This window comes from Sulfurovum sp. (genome assembly GCF_015493435.1).
In the GTDB taxonomy this organism is placed as follows: Bacteria; Campylobacterota; Campylobacteria; order Campylobacterales; family Sulfurovaceae; genus Sulfurovum.
This window is the reverse complement of record NZ_WGDD01000002.1, coordinates 23194-44900: the sequence shown is the minus strand read 5'-3', so window position 1 is coordinate 44900 and position 21707 is coordinate 23194. Positions and strand designations below refer to the sequence as shown.

The window sequence follows — 21707 nt, the reverse complement described above, 5'->3', positions numbered from 1 at the left end:
TTTTCCAAAAATCATTGTATAATAGTCAAAATAATTTTTTATAGGACAATATTATGGATAAAAGCTTTTTGATATTTCTTGCGGTAGGACTGGCCTTTCTCTACTTTGTTACCACATTTATATCGGGGATTCAGGAAGAAGATGAACCCTACAGAAACAATGCGTATGAGCAGAAACATAAATATGATGCCTATAAAGGTGTGGACAGTGTCGGCAGGGAAGTACTGAATGTTGATGGGGTTGATGCCAAAACCCAGATCGCTGCATGGAATGATGGGACACTGAAAGGGGAGTTTTTGGAACTTTATCCTGACTTTTCACTGCTGAAAGACTTTATCAGGAACAGAGTCAACGGTGAACCGCTCAAGACAAAACTTTTAAAGCAGGTCGATGATGTGGAAAACAAATTCTTTTCCGGTGCCATGACTCCTGAAGAAGCCAAATCCGCCTTAAAATCGCTCAAATAGCGGTTTATGTTCCCGAAACAATCTTTTCGTGCCACGCATAAAGTGTTTTTTCAAAGCCGATCTGTTGTGTTTCATAAAATCGCAGAGGGGCCGAAAGATATTTTTGCGCTACCCAGCCGCCGAAATTATGCGGATAGATGTACGCTTTTGCATGGGTCTTGATGTGATCCGGGACAGGATAAATTTCCCCGCTTTGAATGGCTTTCTGGGCAGCATTGATGGCTTTGTAGGCACTGTTTGATTTGGGTGAAGAGGCCAGGTAGATGACCAGCTGAGACAAAGAAATACGTGCTTCAGGATAACCGATATGCTTTACGATCGTCAGGGTTGATGCAGCGAGATTGAGAGCAGGGGGATTGGCATTTCCGATATCTTCACTGGCAAGGATAGCCAGTCGTCTTGCAATGAATTCGGCAGGTTCTCCTCCCTCTATGAGCCTTGCAAGGTAGTAGAGCGCAGCATCAATATCGGAACCTCTGATACTTTTGATCATGGCAGAAGCGAGTTCATAGTGGCTTTCATTCTCTGCGGAACCGGCCTGCATAGTATGGGGACGTATCTGTTTGAGCAGTTCCCGGGTCACGGGTGTTGCCACTGCATGGGCGCTCTCCAGGAGATTCAGCATGGCCCGTACATCTCCTCCGCTTGAAAAGACAAGGTACTCCATGGCATCTTCCTGTACGGAAATTGACTCAAGGGAAACGATCTGCTGCAGATAAGCGGACATTTCTTCGGGCAAAATGGCTTCGAGTTCAAAGAGGTGTGAACGTGAACGCATCGCAGCCGTCAGAGCATAGTAGGGATTCTCCGTTGATGCTCCTATGACCAAGGCTGCATTGTTCTCCATGTAGGGAAGCAGAACCTCCTGCTGGTTCTTGCTCAGCCTGTGTACTTCATCGATGAAGATCAGCGGTTTCTGAAGGGCATTGGCATACTCTTTGAAGATTTTGCGCAGATCATCGATCTTGAGGGTAGTGGCATTCATCTCGTAGAAGGGTTTGTCAAGCTGTGCGGCAATGATACGGGCGAGGGTGGTTTTGCCGCATCCCGGAGGTCCGTAAAAGAAGCTGTGGGGTAGGGCATTGGACTCTATCAGCCGTCTAAGCGGTGCTTTGGCACCGAGAAGGTGTTTCTGCCCGACAATTGCATCAAGTGTTTTGGGACGATATTTTAACGCAAGGCTGACCACTGTCTAATCTTTTTTCTTGTACTTTTTTTCTTTGTGGGCCGCCTCTTCCTGCTTCAAAGCATTGGCCCGGTTCTTCGCTTCCGCCTTTTTTTCCGCTTTGAGCTGTTTGATGAACTTGTGCAGGTCATCATATTCTCTGCGGGTAAAAAAGCGTGTTTTGTTCGTGGGTAGGTTGTTGAGTTCTATCCCTCCGTAAGCCACGCGTTTGAGGTCAAGCACTTTGGCATCAAAATATCCGAAAAAACGCCGCAGTTCTCTGTTTTTCCCCTCCGTAATGGTAACACGCAGTTTGGTAAAGCTTTTCCCTTCGGCTCTGATCTCGAAATGGGAAAACGGTGCAAACGACATACTGTATATTTTGCTTTTCTCATGACCGCCTGCTCTCGCATCGTCGAGTACCAGGCCCTCTTTCATAGCGGTGGCCATTTCCTGTGTAAGGGGTTTGTCGATCTTGATGTTGTAGGTACGTTCGAGATCGCTTTCCATAAGCGCGGTAGCGACTTCTACGGAGTCCGTAAGGATCAAAAGTCCCTCTGAAGCATAGTCGAGCCTGCCTACAGGAACAAAATGCCTGAATTTGCCCGGCAGCTTATGGTAAATGGTAGCACGCCCCCGGTCGTCTTTTTTGGTAACAAGTACTCCCTTGGGTTTGTTGTAAACGATCACCGTCAGTTCTGTACTTGGTTTGACCGGTCTGCCCTTGACGGCGATATGGTCTCCTTCCTGTACGTCATAGGCGAAGTCTTTAAAGACTTTCCTGTTCAGTGTCACTTCTCCCTCTTCGATGAGCCTGTCGGCATCCCGTCTGGAGTATTTGGTATGATGTGATATATATTTGTTCAATCTCATGGTGTTTGATCCTGTTTTTTATCTGCTTTTGATGCCTGCATTGACAAGGTCATGTATGTGCAGGGTACCTATGATCTTCCCCTCTTTATCGGTAATGGGAAGAAGCTGTATGCGTTCATTTTCTATGATCTCCAGTGCTTCGCTTGCAAGGAGTTCGGTGTTGCTGTAGCTTTTGGGATGCTGTGTGGCATATACCAGGGCCGGCCGGTCCATACTGAAGTCTTTCTGCATCAATGCCCGTCTCAGGTCGCCGTCACTGAGCAATGCTGTAAACCGCTCATTCTCATCTACGATAAGTACGGTGCCAAGTTTTCCTTCGCTCATCGCTACCACGGCTTCTTTGAGCGGTGTGTCATGCTTGATGACAGGCAGGGACTCTGTGCGCATCAGGTCTTTGACCTTTACGAAAAGTTTTTTGCCTAAACTGCCTCCGGGATGAAAAGAGGCGAAATCTTCTTTTTTGAAGCCCCGCTGTTTCATCAAGGCTACCGCAAGTGCATCTCCCAGGGCCATCGTCAGGGTGGTAGAGGTTGTGGGTGCCACATTGAGGGGACAGGCTTCTTTTTCTACCGAAATATCGAGCCATACATCTGCATAGTGTGCCAGAGATGAATCCCCATGGCCGGTCAGTCCGATCAGCGGTATGTTGAAGCGTTTGATGTGCGGCAGTATTTTGGTGAGTTCTTCACTTTCTCCGCTGCTGCTGATGGCCAACACAGTATCTTCTTTCCCTATCATGCCCAGGTCGCCATGCAGGGCTTCCGTAGGGTGCAGAAAAAAACTGGATGTCCCGGTAGAGGCAAAAGTGGCTGCCATCTTTGCACCGACAAGCCCGGATTTCCCTACACCGGTAATGATGAGTTTGCCTTTGGTCGCATGGATCAGTGCTATCGCATCCAAAAAATGGTGGTCAAGACGCTGTGCCATAGCCAGCAGTGCTTCTGCTTCTGTCCGGAAGGTTTCCTGTGCGATTTGAATGAGATCCATTGGTTTCACTTTATTGGTATTTGAGAGAATTATAGCATAGATGCAGGTCGGGGCAGGCTTACCCCGACACAATAAGAATTATACGATGAAGATCGTAGGAATAATAAGTGGATATCTCTTTTTGGTACGGATGACATGCTTCCTGACTGTGTTTCGTATTTCGTTTTCCACATTCTGGTGTTCTCCAAGTGCTTCAGGTTTCATATGGAGCAGCATCGTTTCAAGCAGTCCTTCGATCTCTTTGGCAAATTTTTTGTCCTCTTTGTCCGGAACAAGGCCATGGGTAGTGACCACAGGTTTCCCAACGACTTTCTGGTTTGCTTGGGAGATCTGTGCCACGATATTGATGATACCGTCTTCGGCAAGTTTCTGTCTGTCAAGCACTACATCATTCTCAATGGTCATATTGTTCTGGTTGTCGATGTATGTTTTGCCTGTTTTGACTGTTTTGACCTTTTTGAGATATTTTGGTGTGATCTCAACCTGATCCCCATCGCTCATGAGAAGAATATTTCTTTCGTCTACACCGCAGCTCACTGCGGTTTGTGCATGTTTTGCGATGTGGTTGTATTCGCCGTGTACCGGCAGGAAGAACTTCGGCTGTACCAGTCGGAGAATGAGTTTCTGTTCCTCCTGTGCCGCGTGGCCCGAAACGTGAATGTCAGTGAATTCTTTGTAGCGGACTGTGACACCGGCTTTAATGAGCAGGTTCATCAGCTTCGATACAGACGCTTCATTCCCCGGGATCGCAGAAGCGGAAATGATGACCGTATCAGACGGCTTGAGTTTGATATGTCTGTGTTCATCGGTTGCCATACGGTTCAGTGCTGCCATGGTCTCACCCTGTGAACCGGTAGTGACGATGAGTATTTCATTGTCGGCATATTTGGGTACTTCATGTACTTCGATAAAATCGCTGTCATCAATATCGACATAGCCCAGTGCTCTGTTCGTTTCGACATTCCGTTCCATGGAACGTCCTATGACACAAACCTTTCTGCCATGTTTGACACCGCGTTCCATCGCCTGGTAGATACGGTGCACGTTGGAGGAGAAGGTAGACATGATGACGCGTCCTTTTGCAAGTTCAAAAAGCGTATCAAATGTTTTCCCGACAACCATTTCACTCTTGGTGAAACCGGGGTTATGCGAATTGGTAGAGTCGGAGAAGAGGCAGAGTACACCCTTGGCACCATAATAGGCATAGCGCTGCAGGTCCATGGTATATCCGTCAACGGGGGTATGGTCGACTTTGAAGTCAGCCGTATGGACAATGGTCCCCGCAGGTGTTTCAACCGCGAGGGAACAGGCATCGATGATGGAGTGGGTATTGTGCATCCACTCTATTTTCATGTCGCCGATCTGATACTGTTTTCTCTTCGTAATGAAGTTAAAATACTTGGCATCGGCTTTAAGCCCGTGTTCGTTGAATTTGTTCTCGATCATTGCCAGTGCCAGCGGTGTACCGTACACAGGGAATTTCAACTCTTTAAAGAGGTAAGGCATCGCCCCGATGTGGTCTTCGTGTCCGTGTGTGATCACAATGGCTTTGATCTTGTCTTTGATCGTATGCAGGTAGGAAAAATCGGGGACAAGTATGTCTACTCCGTGCATGGTTTCATCAGGGAAACTCATGCCCACATCGATGACGATAGCGGTACTTTCTGTTTCAAGCACAGCCATGTTGCCGCCGATCTCGCCAAGGCCGCCAAGCGGGGTAAAACGTATTTTGCCCTTGGAGTTGAGGTCCAGTTGCTTCCATGGGGCCATTCTGGCTTCCTGTACACGTCTGTTCTCTTCTATGGAAGCCCGCATGGTGTCATTGACTGTAGTGACATTCTTGCGTTTGTTCCTGTTCTTGTTCTGATTATTGTTATTATTTCTGTTTTGGTTGTTGTTCGGCTTTCTGTTTCTGCTGTTTTGTGCATTTTTCTGGTTCGGGTTCGGTTTTCGGCCCTGATTTTGGCTGTTTCCCTGACCTTCCTGTCTGTTAGGATTCGGTTTCCGGTTGGGTTTTTTGCCTGGAGTAGTGCCGCTTGCTTTATGCTCCCCCTGGGCAGTGGCATTGTTTGGCTTGTTCTGTCTGTGGGGGTTCGGTCTTCTGTTGCGCTGTGGTTTATTTTCCTGCGTTTTTGATTCTTGATTTTGAGCGTTTCCGCTGTTTGGTTTGTTGTTTTCCATCTAAATTATCCTTTAGTTCATTGTATAAGTGATGATAAATAGATGTCTCAGCTTCATGAGGCCGCATATTGGAAGGAAGTTCCAGTTTTGCGAAAGTTGCTTCTACCAATTCGGAGGGAAAGACACTCAAAAGATTTTTGGAAAGTTTTTTACGCGGCTGCGCAAAAGCGATCTTCAGGAACGCTTCGAACTTCTCGTCATCGAAGGATATATCTTTCTCTATTAAAAGCACGGCAGACGTGACATTGGGAGGAGGAACGAATGCTTCGCGCTCAACTTCGAAGCAGAGTGTCGCTCTCCCTGATGTCGCTGCAAGAACGGAGAGGGCGGAAAACGCCTTCTGTCCTGCAGCCGCCGCAAATTTCACGGCAACCTCTTTTTGAACCATGACCAGTACAGACCGGCAGTGTTCATCTTTAAATGCTTTTAAGATGATATTGGTCGCGATATAATAGGGCAGGTTGGCTACGAGATGATAAGGCTCATCCAGCAGGCTTCCCGACTCCCAACGCTCAAGCACATCTCCGCAGTTCAGTTCAAGGCGCCCTTGACGGATGGGCGTTTCAAATTCACTGTTCAGATGCTCGCATAATCTTTTATCAACCTCAAATGCTGTGACATTTCGAACTTTTACAAGTTCTTTGGTTAAATCACCTAAGCCAGGCCCAATCTCCGCGACCCTGAGGCCGTCGTTGGGCATCGCTTGGATGATTTTCTGAAGATAATAATCTGATTTCAGAAAATTCTGGCCAAATTTCTTACTTGCAAATTCGGCTAAATTCTCAATAATCATACTATAATCTACCTTTATACCTGATGCTAATCCCCTATTTGGGATAATTTTTGTATAATCTTACCATAAAAATACACGAATATGGGTAATAAATGGATTATTTTGCGAAACGGATAATACCTTGTCTGGATGTCAATGAAGGCAGGGTGGTAAAAGGGGTCAATTTTGTAGGGCTGCGTGATGCAGGAGATCCTGTGGAGGTGGCTAAACGCTACAATGAAGAGGGGGCTGACGAGATCACTTTTCTGGACATAGGTGCGAGCCATGAAGGACGGGACACCATTGTCGATGTCGTAAAGAAAGTAGCACAGGAAGTCTTCATTCCCCTGACTGTCGGCGGAGGGATCCGCGAACTTCCCGATATTTACAATCTGCTCAATGTCGGATGTGACAAAGTCAGTATTAATTCGGCTGCCATCAACCGTCCCGCATTCATAGAAGAGGGGGCCAAGCGTTTTGGTTCGCAGTGTATCGTTGTTGCGATTGACGCAAAGCAAGTGGCGGAAAACAAGTGGCATATCTTTACCCACGGCGGCAGGAACGATACCGGCATCGATGCCCTTGAATGGGCCAAAGAAGCTTATGACCGGGGTGCGGGCGAACTGCTGGTCACCTCTATGGATGCAGACGGAACCAAAGCCGGCTTTGACAATGAACTCAACAAACAGATCGGCGCACTGGTCAATATTCCTGTCATTGCGAGCGGCGGTGCAGGGACAATGAAACATATTGAAGAGGCATTTACGCTTGGGCATGCCGATGCTGCACTCGCCGCTTCGATCTTTCATTTTAAAGAGATAGACATTATGGAATTAAAACACTATTTGAAAAAAAACCATATTCCGGTAAGGCTCTAACATGATCATTTGTGCAGGAAGAAGCGAACAGTTTGACTTTGCGATGCCCGTCGGGGTCGGTATGATGGAGGTTGCGATCAACCTCACGCGCTTGTGTGAAGCAAAGAAGCCGGAGTATATTTTGTTTGTGGGTACCGCCGGCTCTTATGGAGAAAAAAAGATTTTTGATATTGTCGAATCCAAAACGGCTGCAAATATAGAAAACAGTTTTTTTACAGGCGGTTCCTATTCTCCTGTCGATAACGTGGTGACGAGCCTTAAGGATGTTTCACGTGAAACACTGGTGAATTCTTCAAACTATATTACTACGGACAAGGAGATCGGAAAATATTATACGGCACAGAATGTCCAGCTTGAGAATATGGAATTTTTTGCTGTGATGAAAGTGGCACAGTTTTACGGCATCAGTGCTGGAGGAATCTTTGTGGTTACGAATTACTGTGATGAAAATGCACATGAGGATTTTGAAAAGAACCGGAAAGAGGCGATGAAGCGTCTGGATGCTTATGTGAAAAAGCGGGCAAAGAAATAGAAAAAGAAGCACAGACATTTTCCCTGTGTACCGCAGCACCTATTCCTTACGGCAACAAAACAATGGGTACTCTTTGTGGGTACCCATTCAACCCGGATAGACAAGCCCGGACCAAATATATAAGAAAAGAAACGATAATGAAACAAATCATACAGGACCTTACGAAAGAAGAATTGGCAGCAAAGATCAAACCGGCGTTTCGTGCCAAACAGATCTATGACTGGATCTACCACAAATATGCTGTTTCTTTTGAAGAGATGAAGAACCTCCCCAAAGCAATGCGGGAAGAGCTTGATGCGGCCTATACACTTGCACCGCTCAAAACGGTCACGGTTCAGGACAGCATGGACGGAAGCCGCAAATACCTCTTCGAGCTGCATGACGGACATACCGTTGAAGCTGTTCTGTTGTTGATGAGGAACAGAGAGTATCATGAAGATGGCTCTGTAAAGCACCAGGAGCGCTATACAGTGTGTATCTCCTCCCAGGTAGGGTGCAAGGTAGGGTGCGCCTTCTGTTTGACCGCAAAGGGCGGGTTTATGCGAAATCTGACGGCAGGAGAGATCGTCGAACAGCTGCGCATGATCAAAAAAGATAATGATATTGCCGCCAACCGGCGTGTCAACATTGTTTTCATGGGTATGGGCGAGCCGCTTGACAACCTTGAAGCTGTTGCCAGGTCTGTCAAAATATTTGCGGAAGAAGAAGGTATGGCCATCGCTCCGCACCGGCAGACCATTTCCACTTCCGGCTTAAGTTCGAAAATAGAAAAGCTGGGAAAAATGGAACTGGGGGTCAACCTTGCCATTTCACTGCATGCTGTTGATGATGAACTGCGACAACAGCTCATGCCTATTAACAAAGCATACAATATAGAGTCGATTATCACCGCGGTCAAAAACTTCCCTGTCAACGACAGGAAGCGGGTGATGTTCGAGTACCTTGTCATCAAGGATGTCAATGACGATATTTCGGCAGCAAAGAAACTGCTGTCTTTGCTGGATGGTATCAAAGCGAAAGTCAACCTGATCTATTTCAATCCGTACGGAGGTACGGAATTTAAACGTCCGACAGAAGACGACATGAAAGCATTTCAGGAGTATTTAACCAAAAGAGGACTACATTGCACCATCCGTGAATCCAAAGGACTTGACATTTCGGCAGCCTGCGGACAATTGCGGGAACAAGAACTTGAAGGAGAAATATAGATGCCTGATGTACAAATAGGTTTGGTGGTTTTTATTGTTTTGGTTGTGGGTGTCGGCGGCGGCTGGTTTATTTATGAAGCCAACCGGGAATAGCAGAAATTGTTTCACGTGAAACACACAATGAGAAGTGTGTAAAACAATAGACTCAGTGATCCATCTCATGCGGTAATATTTGGGCAGCCCCTGGAGGCTGTTTCTGTATATTGCCGGTATTGAACAGACGTTCCGCCTGCGGACATATCAACGCTTTCATCTCCCCAAAATTCACTTTGCTTTCTATCTGATATTTTGCTCCATAGGGAAAAGTCAGTGTCTGTGCATGAAGCATAAGCCTTTGTGCCCCGGTATGTACAAACCGCTCTTCCTGTGTCAATGTGTCTTCGAGATAAGCATTGGCTGTTTCAAAGGTCGTACCGTAAAGCGGGTCTCCTAAAATAGGATGTTTCACGTGAAACAAATGGACCCGTATCTGATGGGTACGTCCTGTCAAAGGATAACAGGCCACCAGTGTGGTATCAAGTGTTTTATCGTAGTGGATCGGTATGAAGTCCGTATGGGCATATTTGCCGTCTTCATGAAGAAAGACTTTGTGTTTGCATTCGGAGTAGTCATGGTTTGTTTTAACGGGCAGTGCCACAGAGAAAGGTGCTGTGAGTTCCCCGTCTGCCCAGGCAAGGTAGCTTTTTCTGATCTTTTTAATTTCAAATGCGTTTTTGAGATAGTGCTCCGATTGCTTGTGTTTGCTTGCAAGCAGCAGACCTGAAGTTTCCATATCGATGCGGTGAACCGCATTGGCATTGTCCCCGCCGATGTGGCGTATTTCGTCAAGCATGGAATAGGGGGTAGACATAGTGTTCGGGTGGACAAGCACACCGGAGGGCTTTTCAAAAACCATAAAGTCCTTGTTGGCAAAGAGCGGTTTCTCTCCCCGTGAAGCTGCCTTGAAATAGACGATTTCTACTTCTCCAGGTTCGAGTTTTGTTCCTGAGTTGTAAATGGATACGCCCGCGATAAGCAGGCGTCCTTTACCGACAAGACGCTGTGCCTGTGCCTGGGTAAACCCGAAGGTACGCATAATGAAAAGAAACGCGGGTATCTTTTCCGAAACAGTGAATTTTTCTTTGACAAAAGGCAAGAATGCTCCTCTATGGCTGACCGTTTTTTCATTACCGATTAACAGCTATTTTGGTAGAATAATACCAAAATTTTTCAGTTACAAAGGTATGGTATGGTAGAAAGATATTCGCGTAAAGAGATGGCAGACAATTGGACAATGCAGGCTAAGTATCAGGCATGGCTGGATGTGGAGCTTGCCGTCGTCAAAGCCTGGAACAAAATAGGACTGATCCCCGATGACGATGCAAAAAAGATCGTGGACAATGCAGGGTTCTCGGTAGAGCGTATCGATGAGATAGAAGCGGTTACAAGACATGACCTGATCGCCTTTACAACATCAGTCTCTGAAACACTGGGAGAAGAAAGCAGATGGTTCCACTACGGAATGACTTCTTCCGACACGGTTGATACGGCGGTAGCACTGCAAATGGTACGTTCTCTCAACATTATCATAGAAGATGTTAGGATGATAATGGAATCCATCAAGAAGCGGGCGATAGAACACAAAATGACACTGATGGTAGGAAGAAGCCACGGTATCCACGGAGAGCCCATTACGCTCGGTCTTGTGCTCGCTGTCTGGTATGATGAAATGAGACGGCATCTTGAAAATCTTGAACAGACCATGGACGTGATCAGCGTGGGGCAGATCTCCGGCGCTATGGGGAACTTCGCACATGCACCTCTTGAGCTTGAAGAGTATGCTATGGAAGAGCTTGGGCTCAAGCCGGCGCCGGTTTCCAACCAGGTGATCCAGAGAGACCGTTATGCAAGACTGGCCTCTGCCCTGGCACTGCTTGCGTCTTCCATAGAAAAGTTCGCGGTACAGGTACGACACTGGCAGCGTACAGAAGTTTATGAAGTAGAAGAGTTCTTTGCCAAAGGACAGAAAGGCTCTTCTGCCATGCCGCACAAAAGAAACCCGATCCTCACAGAGAATATCACCGGACTTGCACGTATCATCAGAGCTTATGTTACCCCTGCGATGGAAAATGTCGCACTCTGGCATGAAAGAGATATTTCCCATTCGTCCACAGAGCGTTTCTGGTTGCCTGATTCGTTCATTACATCAGATTTCATGCTTCACCGTATGAACGGAGTTATTGCCAACATGAATGTGATGCCTGAAAATATGATGAGAAATCTAAACCTTACAGGGGGGCTTGTTTTCTCCCAGCGTGTACTGCTCGAACTGCCTAAAGCCGGTGTAAGCCGTGAAGATGCCTACCGGATCGTTCAGCGCAACGCGATGAAAGTATGGGAAGAGATCCAGCAGGGCAAACCGACTGTCAATGAAAAAGGGGAGTCCCTCTATCTTCAGTATCTGCTTGCGGACGATGAGTTGAGAAAGTCGCTCAGCGAGGAACAGATCAGAGAGTGTTTCAACTATGACTATTACACCAAAAACGTTGACAGGATCTTTGACAGAGTATTCAACCAATAATGCCTCTTTGCGCAGGGTGACTGTCTCCCGACAGCACCAATCGGTTTACAGTTTGCCTATGAGGTGCCGTGAAGGCACAGCACCCCGCGCGACACTGTCTGCCCAGACTGAAACTACAGGAAAACCCACCTTTCAGCCGCTAATATTTCAACAATAAATTTTCTTATATTTTCACAAGTGCCCACTCAGACAAGCTTTCCGAAAGCATCACATTTTCTTATAAAAATATTGCCTAAAAATGATACACAAATTAACAAATCTGCAAGTATATTTTCTGTAAAATCATTTCATGTTTTTCGCTCCAAAATGAGCGTATTTTTATGAAGAACCGGGGAGAACAGATGATCAGAGTTCAAAAGCGTAACGGAAGAGTAGAGACACTGGACGTATCCAAGATCCAGAAATATACAGCAGCAGCGGTTGAAGGGCTTGAAGGTGTAAGTCAAAGCGAACTGGAAGTCGATGCCAAACTGCAGTTTCGCGACATGATCACTTCCGAGGAGATACAGACAACCCTCATCAAGACAGCGGTTGACAAGATCGATATTGACAGACCCAACTGGACCTTTGTCGCTGCAAGACTTTTCCTGTATGATATTTACCACAAGGCAACAGGCTTTACAGGATACAACCATTTGCGCGAATACTTTGAACGCGGTGAGAAAGAAGGGCGTATTGTGCTTGGTCTCAAAGACAAGTATGACCTCGATGAGCTCAATGACTACATCAAGCCCGAACGAGACCTGCAGTTCAACTATCTGGGGCTTCGTACACTGTATGACCGTTATCTGCTCAAAAACAGGAACGGTGTACCCATTGAACTGCCGCAGCAGCTTTTCATGGGTGTGGCCATGTTCCTTGCACAGAACGAATTCGACTGCCAGACCTGGGCAAAGAAATTTTACGACATCCTGAGCAAATTTGAAGTGATGGCCGCAACACCGACACTCTCCAATGCAAGAACGCCGAGGCACCAGCTCAGCTCATGCTACATCGGTTCGACCCCTGACAACATTGAGGGTATTTTCGACGGGTACAAAGAGATGGCACTGCTTTCCAAATTTGGCGGCGGTATCGGCTGGGACTGGTCACTGGTTCGGGGGATGGGCTCCTACATCGACGGGCACAAACATGCCGCAGGCGGTATCGTACCTTTCCTCAAAATCGCCAATGATGTTGCCATCGCAGTAGATCAGCTGGGAACACGTAAAGGCGCTATTGCCGTTTATCTTGAACCTTGGCATGTGGATGTAAGAGATTTTCTCGACCTCAAAAAGAACTCCGGAGAAGAGCGGAGAAGAGCGCACGACCTTTTCCCTGCACTCTGGCTGAACGACCTTTTTATGAAACGGGTAGAAGAAGATACGACATGGACGCTTTTTGATCCGTTTGAAGTAACAGAGTTGACGGAACTTTACGGAGAAGCGTTTGAAAAAAGATATGTGGAGCTTGAACATTCCGATGATGACATTACCCGGGAAGTCATCTCTGCCAAAGGGCTCTGGAAAGAGATCCTCAGGTCCTACTTTGAGACAGGGAACCCTTTCCTTACCTTCAAAGATGCCGCCAACAAAGCCAACCCGAACAAGCATGTGGGGATCATCAGGTCTTCCAACCTCTGTACAGAGATATTCCAGAACACGGCACCCAACCGATACAAGACACGTTTCACCTTCACCGACGGAAGCATAGCATCCTATGAAGAGAACGAAATGTTGACAGTTGACAACGGTACCACCAAGCCGGCCAAGAAAGTTACCGCACTTGACAGTCTGGGGGGCAAGCAGATCTGGATCGTTGACAAAGAGAAGATAGACGGAGATACAGCGGTATGCAACCTCGCCTCCATCAACCTCTCCAAGATACATACCTCAGAAGATATTGCACGCGTGGTACCGACAGCCGTACGTATGCTTGACAATGTTATCGACCTGAATTTCTACCCACTGGCCAAAGTAAAAAGGACCAATGAAAAATCCAGATCGATCGGTCTGGGTGTGATGGGTGAAGCACAAATGCTCGCAGAGAACCAGATCGAATGGGGAAGCTATGAACATTTCACAAAGATCGATGAAGTGATGGAATCAGTCTCCTACTATGCGATCGAGTCATCCAGCAATCTTGCGCTTGAAAAAGGGAAGTACCCTACTTTTGACGGTTCGGACTGGTCCAAGGGTATTTTCCCTATTGACAAAGCGAACGAGAATGCCTGTAAACTCGTTGACAGAGGCGGTCTCTTCGGTTACAGCCACGACTGGGCAGTACTGAAAGAGAAGGTCAAAACAGACGGTATGCGAAACGGCTATCTCATGGCAGTGGCACCTACCTCGTCCATTTCCATTCTGACGGGTACCACACAGGCGATCGAGCCGGTCTACAAAAGAAAGTGGTTCGAAGAGAACCTTTCCGGCCTTATTCCGGTTGTGGCACCGAACCTCTCTGCAGATACCTGGCAGTACTACACGCCAAGCTACGATCTTGACCAGAACGTCCTCATCAAAGCCGGAGCGATCAGGCAGAAATGGATCGATCAGGGACAGAGCCTGAACATTTTCATTACGCTCGACAAGGCCAGCGGCAAATACCTCAATGAAATTTACATGAACGCATGGAAGTTCGGCCTGAAGTCCACCTATTACCTGAGATCACAGTCACCGGAAAGTTCCAATGATGTGGAAGACCGAAGCCAGGAATGTGTAGGGTGCCAATAGTCTTGTTTTAGGCATTCCTGAAAATTGCAGGGTGCTGTCAGTGGACAGTACCTTGCGGAATATATAAACCAATGAAAATCTTCTAAAATCCAAAAGAACCCATCTAACTCACAAAATAACGCATTTTAAACCCTTTTTTGACCTCTGGTATTAAAAAAATAAAAAAGAGGCTTATTTTGCCGCTATTTTTTTAGTGCTTTGCTGAACGCTTTTTCTTCTTTTGTGATATAATCAAACTTGTTGAAAATGCTCTGAGCGGTAGAAGATACGAAATATTGAATTGAAGAAAATGTAAGAGAAGTATGAAAATAACAATTGTTTTAAACGGGAAAAAAGCACAGTTGCCGGAAGTACGGTCAGCTATAGCAGCGTTTCGCAAAACGGAAGATGTGCAGATACGTGTGACCTATGAGTATGGTGATGTGGTGCGTTTTCTCGATGAAGCCCTTGCGAATGGTGTGGAACGTTTTATCATCGGCGGTGGTGACGGTTCGGTGAATGAAGCGGTGAATGCTTTGGCACAGCTGCCGAGAGCGGAGCGTCCCGTATTGGCCCTTATGCCACTGGGGACAGCGAATGATTTTGCCAGGGCCTGTACGATTCCTTTGGAGTGCCTGGAAGCTTTGCATTTTGCGGTACATGGAAATATTGCTGCGATCGATATCGTCAAAGCCAATGAAAGACATTTTGTCAATATGGCAACAGTGGGTTTCGGTGCACAGGTAACTGCCCAAACCCCTGTTGAGTTGAAAAATTTTCTGGGGGGAGGGGCCTATACACTGACAGGTGTCCTTAAAGCACTCGATTTCGCTCCCTATAAGAGCAAGATCGTGACGCCGCAGCATGAATTGGATCTTCACGGGATCATTGCCGGGGCAATAGCGAATGGCAGACAGGCCGGCGGAGGACAGGTACTTGCTCCCCGTGCCATGATCAATGACGGCTTGCTCGATATTGTCAGTATCATACAGTTTAAACTGGTCGATATACCGAAAGTACTCTGGGAAATACAGAATCCTTCTGCGAACGGCCAATTTATCAAGTACCTTCAGGTGCCGTGGCTGGAATGCCATGCCCACGATGAAATACCGGTCAATCTGGATGGTGAACCCTACCATTCGAGTACCATATGTTTTGAAGTCATGCCGGGGGCTATTGACCTTGTCATACCCAAAGATGCGCCTTGCCTGATGTGAAGCAGGAAAAGGAAATGAAAACAGGATGGAACCTGCTGCTGAAGTCTTTTGTGAAAGGTCCGCCGCAACAGGCTAAAGGGAGCAAAGGAAAGTAGTCTGCTTCCTCTGCGGGTGCTCAATAGGGAGAAGGAACAACCCTGTATACCAGTGTATCGCCCTCATAGAACGGCTGATAGTATGAACTGCCGCATCTTCTGTAAGTGACACCGCCTACCGATACATTCGTACAGGTGGAAGGCATCGTAGAAGCGGCAATAACGGAACCGATGGCCATACCGGTCGCAAAGGCGAGTATCGGTGCGCCGCGGTAGTAACCGTAATGGCCATGATGATGCCCATGATAATGACCTCCGCCTCCGTAATAACGGTGATTGACATTCACATTACGGTTTACATTGCGATTCACGTTTCTATTGACATTTCTGTTAATGTTTTTATTCCTGTGGATGTTCTTGTGCTTCATCTTGGCTCGATTGGCTGGTCTGTTGCGTGCCTGTACACGGTTTCCGGCCCGTTTGGCCGTACTTCTTCTCGTGCCTCCTCCCCTGTGGGCTGCACTTCTCCTTACACCGCCGCCAGCTCTGCGCGCACCGCCACGCCCGCCGCCTCGTCTTGCCTCAGCCATACTGAAGAGTGTGACATCTAGAGAAACAGGGAATGTACTGTAGCCGTTATGGTCTGTCTGCATATCGGGTCTGATACTGACCGAAGGAGAAAAAATACCTATGGCTGCAGCCACGACCGCGAATTTGATTAAAAATTTATTTCTATGTTTCATGATCTTTCCCTCCCTAACTTGCAGGCTCTATTGAAATTCTGGAAGCACCTTTAGGCGCACTGAAGATGAAATTACTACTTGAAATGTTGGGGTGGGTATGCCATTTAATGGAGGTATTCTTTCTTGGTTTTCCTGCTGTATGGGTATCGATAATGCTGTAGGCTTTCACCAGAGGTTTGTCCCCTGTTGCGATCCAAATGTGTACTTCTCCGCCTTTGTTTCGGAAGGCAATATAGTCACATTCCACTCCGGCGACATTGACCGTACCGAAATACTTGCCTCGAGTGAATTTCGCACGTTTTTGCATATCGCTGTAGATCAGTGAAGCAAGAGGTGCAGTGATGCCGTATCGGTTAAAGATGTAGTCCAGTGCCCCGTCTATCGTTTTGGGTACTTTGAGTTGGCCGTAATAGTTGAATCTGTGATCCATAAGCGTAAAAAGACCATCGTCAATATAGACACTCCTGTCTTTCATATTTCCCCTGGTATCAACACGCAGTCTGTCAGGCCGGTCCACTTTGACGGATACCGTTTGTCTGTAGGTTTTTCCGTCTTTGACATCTTTGCCCGAGACCACAGCATCAAAAGCATACTTGTCCATCTGTCCAATATACTTATAGGCATTGTCCAGAACAGACCTGGCTGATTTTTCCGCGGCTATCAGTGCCGTACCGCTCAGGAGAAGTCCCGCTCCCGCCAAAAGAAGAAGTTGTTTATGTAGTTTCATTTTTCATCCTTGCTGATATCTGAAATCCTATTAATATTTCTTGGGTTATTATATCCAAAAATGTAATATAGAGGTCCCCTAAAGTTTGCAAAACATTTTTGTTACGGGTTTTTTCTGCATTGAGAGATCAGTATTTATGCTGACGATATGGTCGGTGATTTCCTCGACCATCCTCAAAATTTTGTCCAAAAATTCTTCGCTTCGATCCTTGGATATCTATTTCAGTAGATAGTTCCCTGACCGCATCAAATATCGGTTACAGTACGATCAAAGCACAAAAGGGATTGAAACAGCTTACCGAGATCACACACAGTGTCAAAAACTGATAATTTTACTCAGCCTCAACAACGGGGCTGAGTAAAATTTTGCTATGATATAGATAAAAAAGCAAAAGGAAAAAAATGAAAACAGTGATCACCTTGCTCTTCCTTGGTTTTGCGCTTGCCGCTGCGGCGGCGGAGCCGCTTCCATCCTGGAATGATGGGCCTTCCAAGCACGCCATTATTCATTATGTCGATACTGTCACCAAGGAGGGGAGCAAAGATTTTATTCCCCAAAAAGATCGTATTGCGGTTTTTGACAATGATGGTACCCTGTGGTCCGAACAGCCTGTCTACTTTCAAGTCTTCTTTGCCATGGACAGGGTCAAAGCACTGGCGCCACAGCACCCGGAGTGGAAACTGGTGCAGCCCTTCAAAGCCGTACTTGAGGGCGACATTAAAAAAGTCATGGCAAGCGGTAAAGAAGGGCTTCTGAAACTGATCATGGTCAGCCATACGGGTATGAGCGACGAAGAGTTTGATGATATTGTGGCAACGTGGATCAAGACGGCAAAGCATCCGACAAAAAAAGTACGTTTTACGGAACTTGTTTTTCAGCCAATGCTGGAACTTTTGAGGTATCTGCGTGCAAACGATTTCAAGACGTTCATCGTTTCCGGCGGCGGCATAGACTTCATGCGCCCCTGGGCTACCGAAGTGTATGGTATACCTTCAAACCGGATCATCGGATCGGAGATCGAAGTGAAGTACCGGGACAGAAAGATTATCAGAATACCCAAAACACGGTTTATCGACGACAAAGAGGGAAAACCTGTAGGAATACACTATCACATAGGAAAAAGACCTGTGGCCGCATTCGGGAATTCTGACGGAGACCTGGACATGATGAAGTACACCGAAGCGAACAGGCACTACAAGACCCTGCAGCTTTATGTACACCATACCGATGCCAAAAGGGAGTGGGCTTATGACAGAAAATCACCTATAGGCAAACTCGACAAAGGTCTGGATTATGCCCGTGACCATAATTGGACAGTGGTTGATATGAAAAAAGAGTGGAAAGTGATCTATCCTTTCGAGCTGAAACACTAAAATAGACTTGAAGGAAAAGTGATGATCCCTTTTGAATCGATCTAACTGCTGTAACTGAAAATAGATGGCATGAGTATCACCAATGAAGGCAAACAGCATATCGTTTTAAATAGTGTTTGCCGTCCTTGTTTGGGGTTGCCGTATTATAAAAGCGGGCCGAGGATCGCAATACTATTGTTCCAGAGGCGGTGCGAGAAGGGCCAAGCTATCACTTCATTCAGAGTGACCTGTACTGCGCTGGACAGGTAGTGGTCCTGACGCTTCTGCATCACTGCTGTCATTTCAGGGTCATAGTAGAGTATATTGTTCTCATAATTGAGTTCGAAACTGCGCCTGTCCATATTGGCCGAGCCGATCAGTGCCACTTCACCGTCTACCGTAATAGATTTGGTATGCAGCAGTCCGCCTTCGTATTCAAAGATCTTCACCCCTGCCCTGAGCAAATCTTCATAGTAGCTTCGGCTGGCTGCCGCAACGATCCAGGAATCATTTCTTCGAGGGAATATCATGATTGTCTCGACACCGCGGTATGCAGTCGTGCAGAGGGCATTCTGCAGGGACTCGTCCGGGATGAAGTACGGTGTGGTGATAATGACTTTTTCCTGGGCGGTAAAAAGGAGGGATTCGAACATTTCGGGAATAGCGGTTGGGCGTTCCGTCGGTCCCGTAGCGATCACCTGTGCAGGGAAGCCTTCTCCCGGCACGGGTGTGTGGCGGTGGAGCAGCAGGTCGTAAAGACTTTCATCTGTATGAAGCATCCAGTCACTGGCAAAAACATACTGGTTCTGCATGGCTACGGCGCCTTCAAAACGCATCATAATGTCTACCCAGGGAGCAAATTTCGGCTTGACCCGAAATTCAGGATCGGCACAGTTTTGGCTTCCGCAGTACGTGATGGTACCGTCAATAATCACTATTTTTCGGTGATTCCTCAGGTCGACTCGTCCTTTAAGCGGCCGAAGCAGGAGCGTACCTATCGGGAGGAGGACTTCCAGTCTGACGCCGGCTTTTTTCATCTCTTTCCAGTAGGGGGAACGCACCATATCTCTGGAACCGATATCGTCTGCCATGGCTCTGCATGTGATACCCCTGCGGGCAGCCCGCTTGAGTGCTTCGACAATCTTGAGGCCATTGTTGTCCGAGAGCCAGATGTAAAAACTCAAATGTACATGATCCTTTGCTGCATCGATATCGCAAACCATTGCGTCAATGGCAGCATTGGAGTCTTCTGGCAGTTGTGCACTGTTCCCTTCGACGGGCGGAAACCCATTGATAGACCTGCCGACCGCAAAGACCGGAACGAAACGTTTGGGAATATCAGTGGCAAGATGCATTCCTGAACCGTTGACCTCCGGCAGATCATGATGCATTTTTTCAATGATATTTTTCAGTTTCTGTACACGCTTACGGCCTATATTGACTTCTCCAAAACCAAGGTAGGCCAGGATCCCCAGAATGGGCAGAGCGATCACTACAACGATCCATGCGATCCTGGAAGCAGGCTGACGATGGGGCCGGGTCAGGATGCGTACAATGACCAGAAGAAGTATTGACAGGTGTATGACTGCTCCTGTTATGATCCAAAAACTCATATTGTTTCCTCCCGTACCCCCGGACGGGGGTAATTGATTCTGAATTATATTGGTATTATCGTCTTTTGTCTATACGTTTCCCGGCATAACGTCAAATAGTGTCGGAAAATGTATAGACAAGGCTGATGATTATTCGATTTACTCTATAAATAGAGTAGTAAGTAGAACTTGACCCTGATGATCCGCGTTTTACCTATGTGTATGCGGTTGCATTGGGTGAAAAAGAGCCGCAGAAAGCTATTGAAGTGCTTGAAAAGGCCCATAAAAGACACAGCGGAGACCGGCAGATCGTTTCAGCCCTGAGCTATTATTACAAACAGACAGGCAATAGGGAAAAAAGTAAACTGTATGGGGAGAAACTCAAAGCGTTACAGAACTTTTCTGTACGCTGAACCGAAAGGGTGTAGTACTTTATGCTCCGGTATAAAGCTGTCTCGGCCTGGCGATCTTCGAGGTCGGGTCTTTCTTGAACTCGATCCACTGCGTGATCCACCCCACTGTCCTTCCGATCACGAAAATCGGGGTGAACATATTTTTAGGGATTTGCAAGGCTGTCAGAATGATACCGGTATAAAAGTCGATATTGGGGTAAAGATTTCTTGAAACGAAATACTCGTCACTCAGTGCGATCTCTTCAATCCTTCCTGCGATCTCCATGAGTCTGGAGTTAAGACCGAGTTCTTCTTTGAGTTCGTCCTGCAAGCGTTTAAGGATCTTCGCGCGCGGATCAAAATTTTTGTAGACACGGTGGCCGAAGCCCATCAGGCGGAAGTCGTCGTCAGGGTCTTTGGCTCTGGCAATGAATGTTTCGACCCTGTCGGCAGAACCAATCATTTCGAGCTGTGCAATGACCGATTCGTTTGCCCCTCCGTGTGCGCGTCCCCACAATGCGGAAATGCCCGCGGCAATGGCGACATAAGGGTGTGCGCCTGTCGATGCAACCCCGCGTACGACTGTGGTTGATGCATTCTGCTCATGGTCGGCATGCAGTGTGAAGATGGTATCAAGCGCTCTGACCTCCACCTCTCTGATCTCTTCATGGCCGTTGGAGCCCAGATGCATTTTCCCGCCGGGGTAGGCGCGCATCATCGTCAGAAAATTCTTGGTAAAACTCAGATCGATATCCGGCTGAATGAGAGGAATTCCCAGTGAGTGACGGTAGGCAAAAGCAGCGATGGTCGGTATTTTGGCAAGGAGACGGCTGGCCATAGTATGATAGTCGGCAGCATCATCGAGTGTCAAATGCTCCTTGTGGAAGGATGCCAGTGCCGTGACGGCTGCCGAGAGGGTTGCCATAGGGTGTGCATTATTGGGAAAAGCATCGAAAAGAAGGCGCAGACTTTCGTGAATATAGGCCCGGTGGCGTATCTCTAGATCAAAGTTCTGCAATTCGCGGGAGTTGGGAAGATGCTCGTTCAAAAGCAGGTAGCAGGTTTCGAGGTAACTGTGCTGTGTTGCCAGTGTTTCGATGGGAATACCACGGTAGCGAAGCTCCCCTTTTGCACCGTCTATGAACGTGATCTTCGAAGTACAGCTTGCGGTAGAGGTGTATCCTGGATCATAAGTGAACATTCCCGTATCGGCAAAGAAGGTTCTGATGTCCACTGCGGAAGGCCCCCGTGTTCCCTCCAAAATGGCATACTCGTAACTTTTACCGCTGCGGTTATCCGTAAGCGTGACCGTAGGTTTTTTCATGACAGGCTCCTT

At 47.2% G+C, this 21707-nt stretch carries 19 protein-coding genes; 9 read left to right on the top strand and 10 right to left on the bottom strand.

Translation table 11 applies throughout. The features are described 5' to 3' along the window. Window positions 1–53 precede the first annotated feature (53 nt). Window positions 54–467, top strand: a complete 414-nt coding sequence (locus F8L24_RS00560) for a hypothetical protein (protein WP_294950957.1) — start codon at window positions 54–56, stop codon at window positions 465–467. Window positions 468–471: 4 nt separating this feature from the next. Here the strand turns inward: F8L24_RS00560 and F8L24_RS00555 are convergent, their stop codons facing one another. From F8L24_RS00555 to rsmA, 5 genes are all read right to left on the bottom strand, one after another. Beyond that, window positions 472–1656 (bottom strand): replication-associated recombination protein A, encoded by a 1185-nt coding sequence (locus tag F8L24_RS00555; RefSeq protein WP_294950956.1) that lies wholly within the window; start codon window positions 1654–1656, stop codon window positions 472–474. A gap of 3 nt (window positions 1657–1659) precedes the next feature. Then, on the bottom strand, window positions 1660–2505 hold the full coding sequence (locus F8L24_RS00550) for a pseudouridine synthase (protein ID WP_294950955.1): 846 nt from the start codon (window positions 2503–2505) through the stop codon (window positions 1660–1662). A gap of 18 nt (window positions 2506–2523) precedes the next feature. After that, entirely contained in the window at window positions 2524–3492 is a 969-nt protein-coding gene (locus tag F8L24_RS00545) for a KpsF/GutQ family sugar-phosphate isomerase (protein WP_294950954.1), read from the bottom strand. A gap of 78 nt (window positions 3493–3570) precedes the next feature. Further along, window positions 3571–5673, bottom strand: coding sequence for a ribonuclease J (locus F8L24_RS00540; RefSeq protein WP_294950953.1), 2103 nt, complete (start codon window positions 5671–5673; stop codon window positions 3571–3573). Continuing rightward, window positions 5609–6466, bottom strand: a complete 858-nt coding sequence (gene rsmA, locus F8L24_RS00535; RefSeq protein WP_294950952.1) for a 16S rRNA (adenine(1518)-N(6)/adenine(1519)-N(6))-dimethyltransferase RsmA — start codon at window positions 6464–6466, stop codon at window positions 5609–5611. Before rsmA ends, F8L24_RS00540 begins: the two co-directional genes overlap by 65 nt. A 92-nt stretch (window positions 6467–6558) precedes the next feature. On the opposite strand from rsmA, the gene hisF reads away from it, so the two are divergent. The 3 genes from hisF to rlmN all read left to right on the top strand — a co-directional run bounded on the left by hisF (window position 6559) and on the right by rlmN (window position 9063). After that, window positions 6559–7323: an imidazole glycerol phosphate synthase subunit HisF gene (hisF, locus tag F8L24_RS00530; protein ID WP_294950951.1), complete on the top strand. Its 765-nt coding sequence runs from the start codon at window positions 6559–6561 to the stop codon at window positions 7321–7323. Between the two features lies 1 nt (window position 7324). Further along, entirely contained in the window at window positions 7325–7855 is a 531-nt protein-coding gene (locus tag F8L24_RS00525; protein ID WP_294950950.1) for a purine-nucleoside phosphorylase, read from the top strand. A 137-nt stretch (window positions 7856–7992) separates the two neighbouring features. Further along, entirely contained in the window at window positions 7993–9063 is a 1071-nt protein-coding gene (gene rlmN / locus F8L24_RS00520) for a 23S rRNA (adenine(2503)-C(2))-methyltransferase RlmN (protein WP_294950949.1), read from the top strand. Between the two features lie 145 nt (window positions 9064–9208). Here the strand turns inward: rlmN and F8L24_RS00515 are convergent, their stop codons facing one another. Further along, on the bottom strand, window positions 9209–10198 hold the full coding sequence (locus F8L24_RS00515; protein WP_294950948.1) for an RluA family pseudouridine synthase: 990 nt from the start codon (window positions 10196–10198) through the stop codon (window positions 9209–9211). 93 nt (window positions 10199–10291) lie between these two features. On the opposite strand from F8L24_RS00515, the gene purB reads away from it, so the two are divergent. From purB to yegS, 3 genes are all read left to right on the top strand, one after another. Further along, on the top strand, window positions 10292–11623 hold the full coding sequence (purB, locus tag F8L24_RS00510) for an adenylosuccinate lyase (protein WP_294950947.1): 1332 nt from the start codon (window positions 10292–10294) through the stop codon (window positions 11621–11623). A 341-nt stretch (window positions 11624–11964) separates the two neighbouring features. Next, window positions 11965–14334, top strand: a complete 2370-nt coding sequence (locus F8L24_RS00505) for a ribonucleoside-diphosphate reductase subunit alpha (RefSeq protein ID WP_294950946.1) — start codon at window positions 11965–11967, stop codon at window positions 14332–14334. A 302-nt stretch (window positions 14335–14636) separates the two neighbouring features. Next, window positions 14637–15530, top strand: coding sequence for a lipid kinase YegS (gene yegS, locus F8L24_RS00500; protein WP_294950945.1), 894 nt, complete (start codon window positions 14637–14639; stop codon window positions 15528–15530). Between the two features lie 115 nt (window positions 15531–15645). Here the strand turns inward: yegS and F8L24_RS00495 are convergent, their stop codons facing one another. After that, window positions 15646–16308 carry a hypothetical protein gene (locus F8L24_RS00495; protein ID WP_294950944.1) on the bottom strand — a complete coding sequence of 221 codons (663 nt, stop codon included), beginning with the start codon at window positions 16306–16308 and terminating at the stop codon, window positions 15646–15648. Window positions 16309–16321: 13 nt separating this feature from the next. Further along, window positions 16322–17035 carry a DUF2092 domain-containing protein gene (locus F8L24_RS00490; protein WP_294950943.1) on the bottom strand — a complete coding sequence of 238 codons (714 nt, stop codon included), beginning with the start codon at window positions 17033–17035 and terminating at the stop codon, window positions 16322–16324. A gap of 401 nt (window positions 17036–17436) precedes the next feature. Between F8L24_RS00490 and F8L24_RS00485 the strand changes: the two genes are divergently transcribed. After that, complete coding sequence (locus tag F8L24_RS00485; RefSeq protein ID WP_294950942.1) at window positions 17437–18408, top strand: HAD family hydrolase; 972 nt, start codon at window positions 17437–17439, stop codon at window positions 18406–18408. Between the two features lie 143 nt (window positions 18409–18551). On the opposite strand, the gene cls is transcribed toward F8L24_RS00485, so the two are convergent. Then, window positions 18552–20000, bottom strand: a complete 1449-nt coding sequence (gene cls, locus F8L24_RS00480) for a cardiolipin synthase (protein WP_294950941.1) — start codon at window positions 19998–20000, stop codon at window positions 18552–18554. 212 nt (window positions 20001–20212) lie between these two features. Between cls and F8L24_RS00475 the strand changes: the two genes are divergently transcribed. After that, entirely contained in the window at window positions 20213–20392 is a 180-nt protein-coding gene (locus F8L24_RS00475; protein WP_294950940.1) for a hypothetical protein, read from the top strand. 19 nt (window positions 20393–20411) lie between these two features. On the opposite strand, the gene F8L24_RS00470 is transcribed toward F8L24_RS00475, so the two are convergent. Further along, window positions 20412–21695, bottom strand: a complete 1284-nt coding sequence (locus F8L24_RS00470; protein WP_294950939.1) for a citrate synthase — start codon at window positions 21693–21695, stop codon at window positions 20412–20414. Window positions 21696–21707 lie beyond the last annotated feature (12 nt).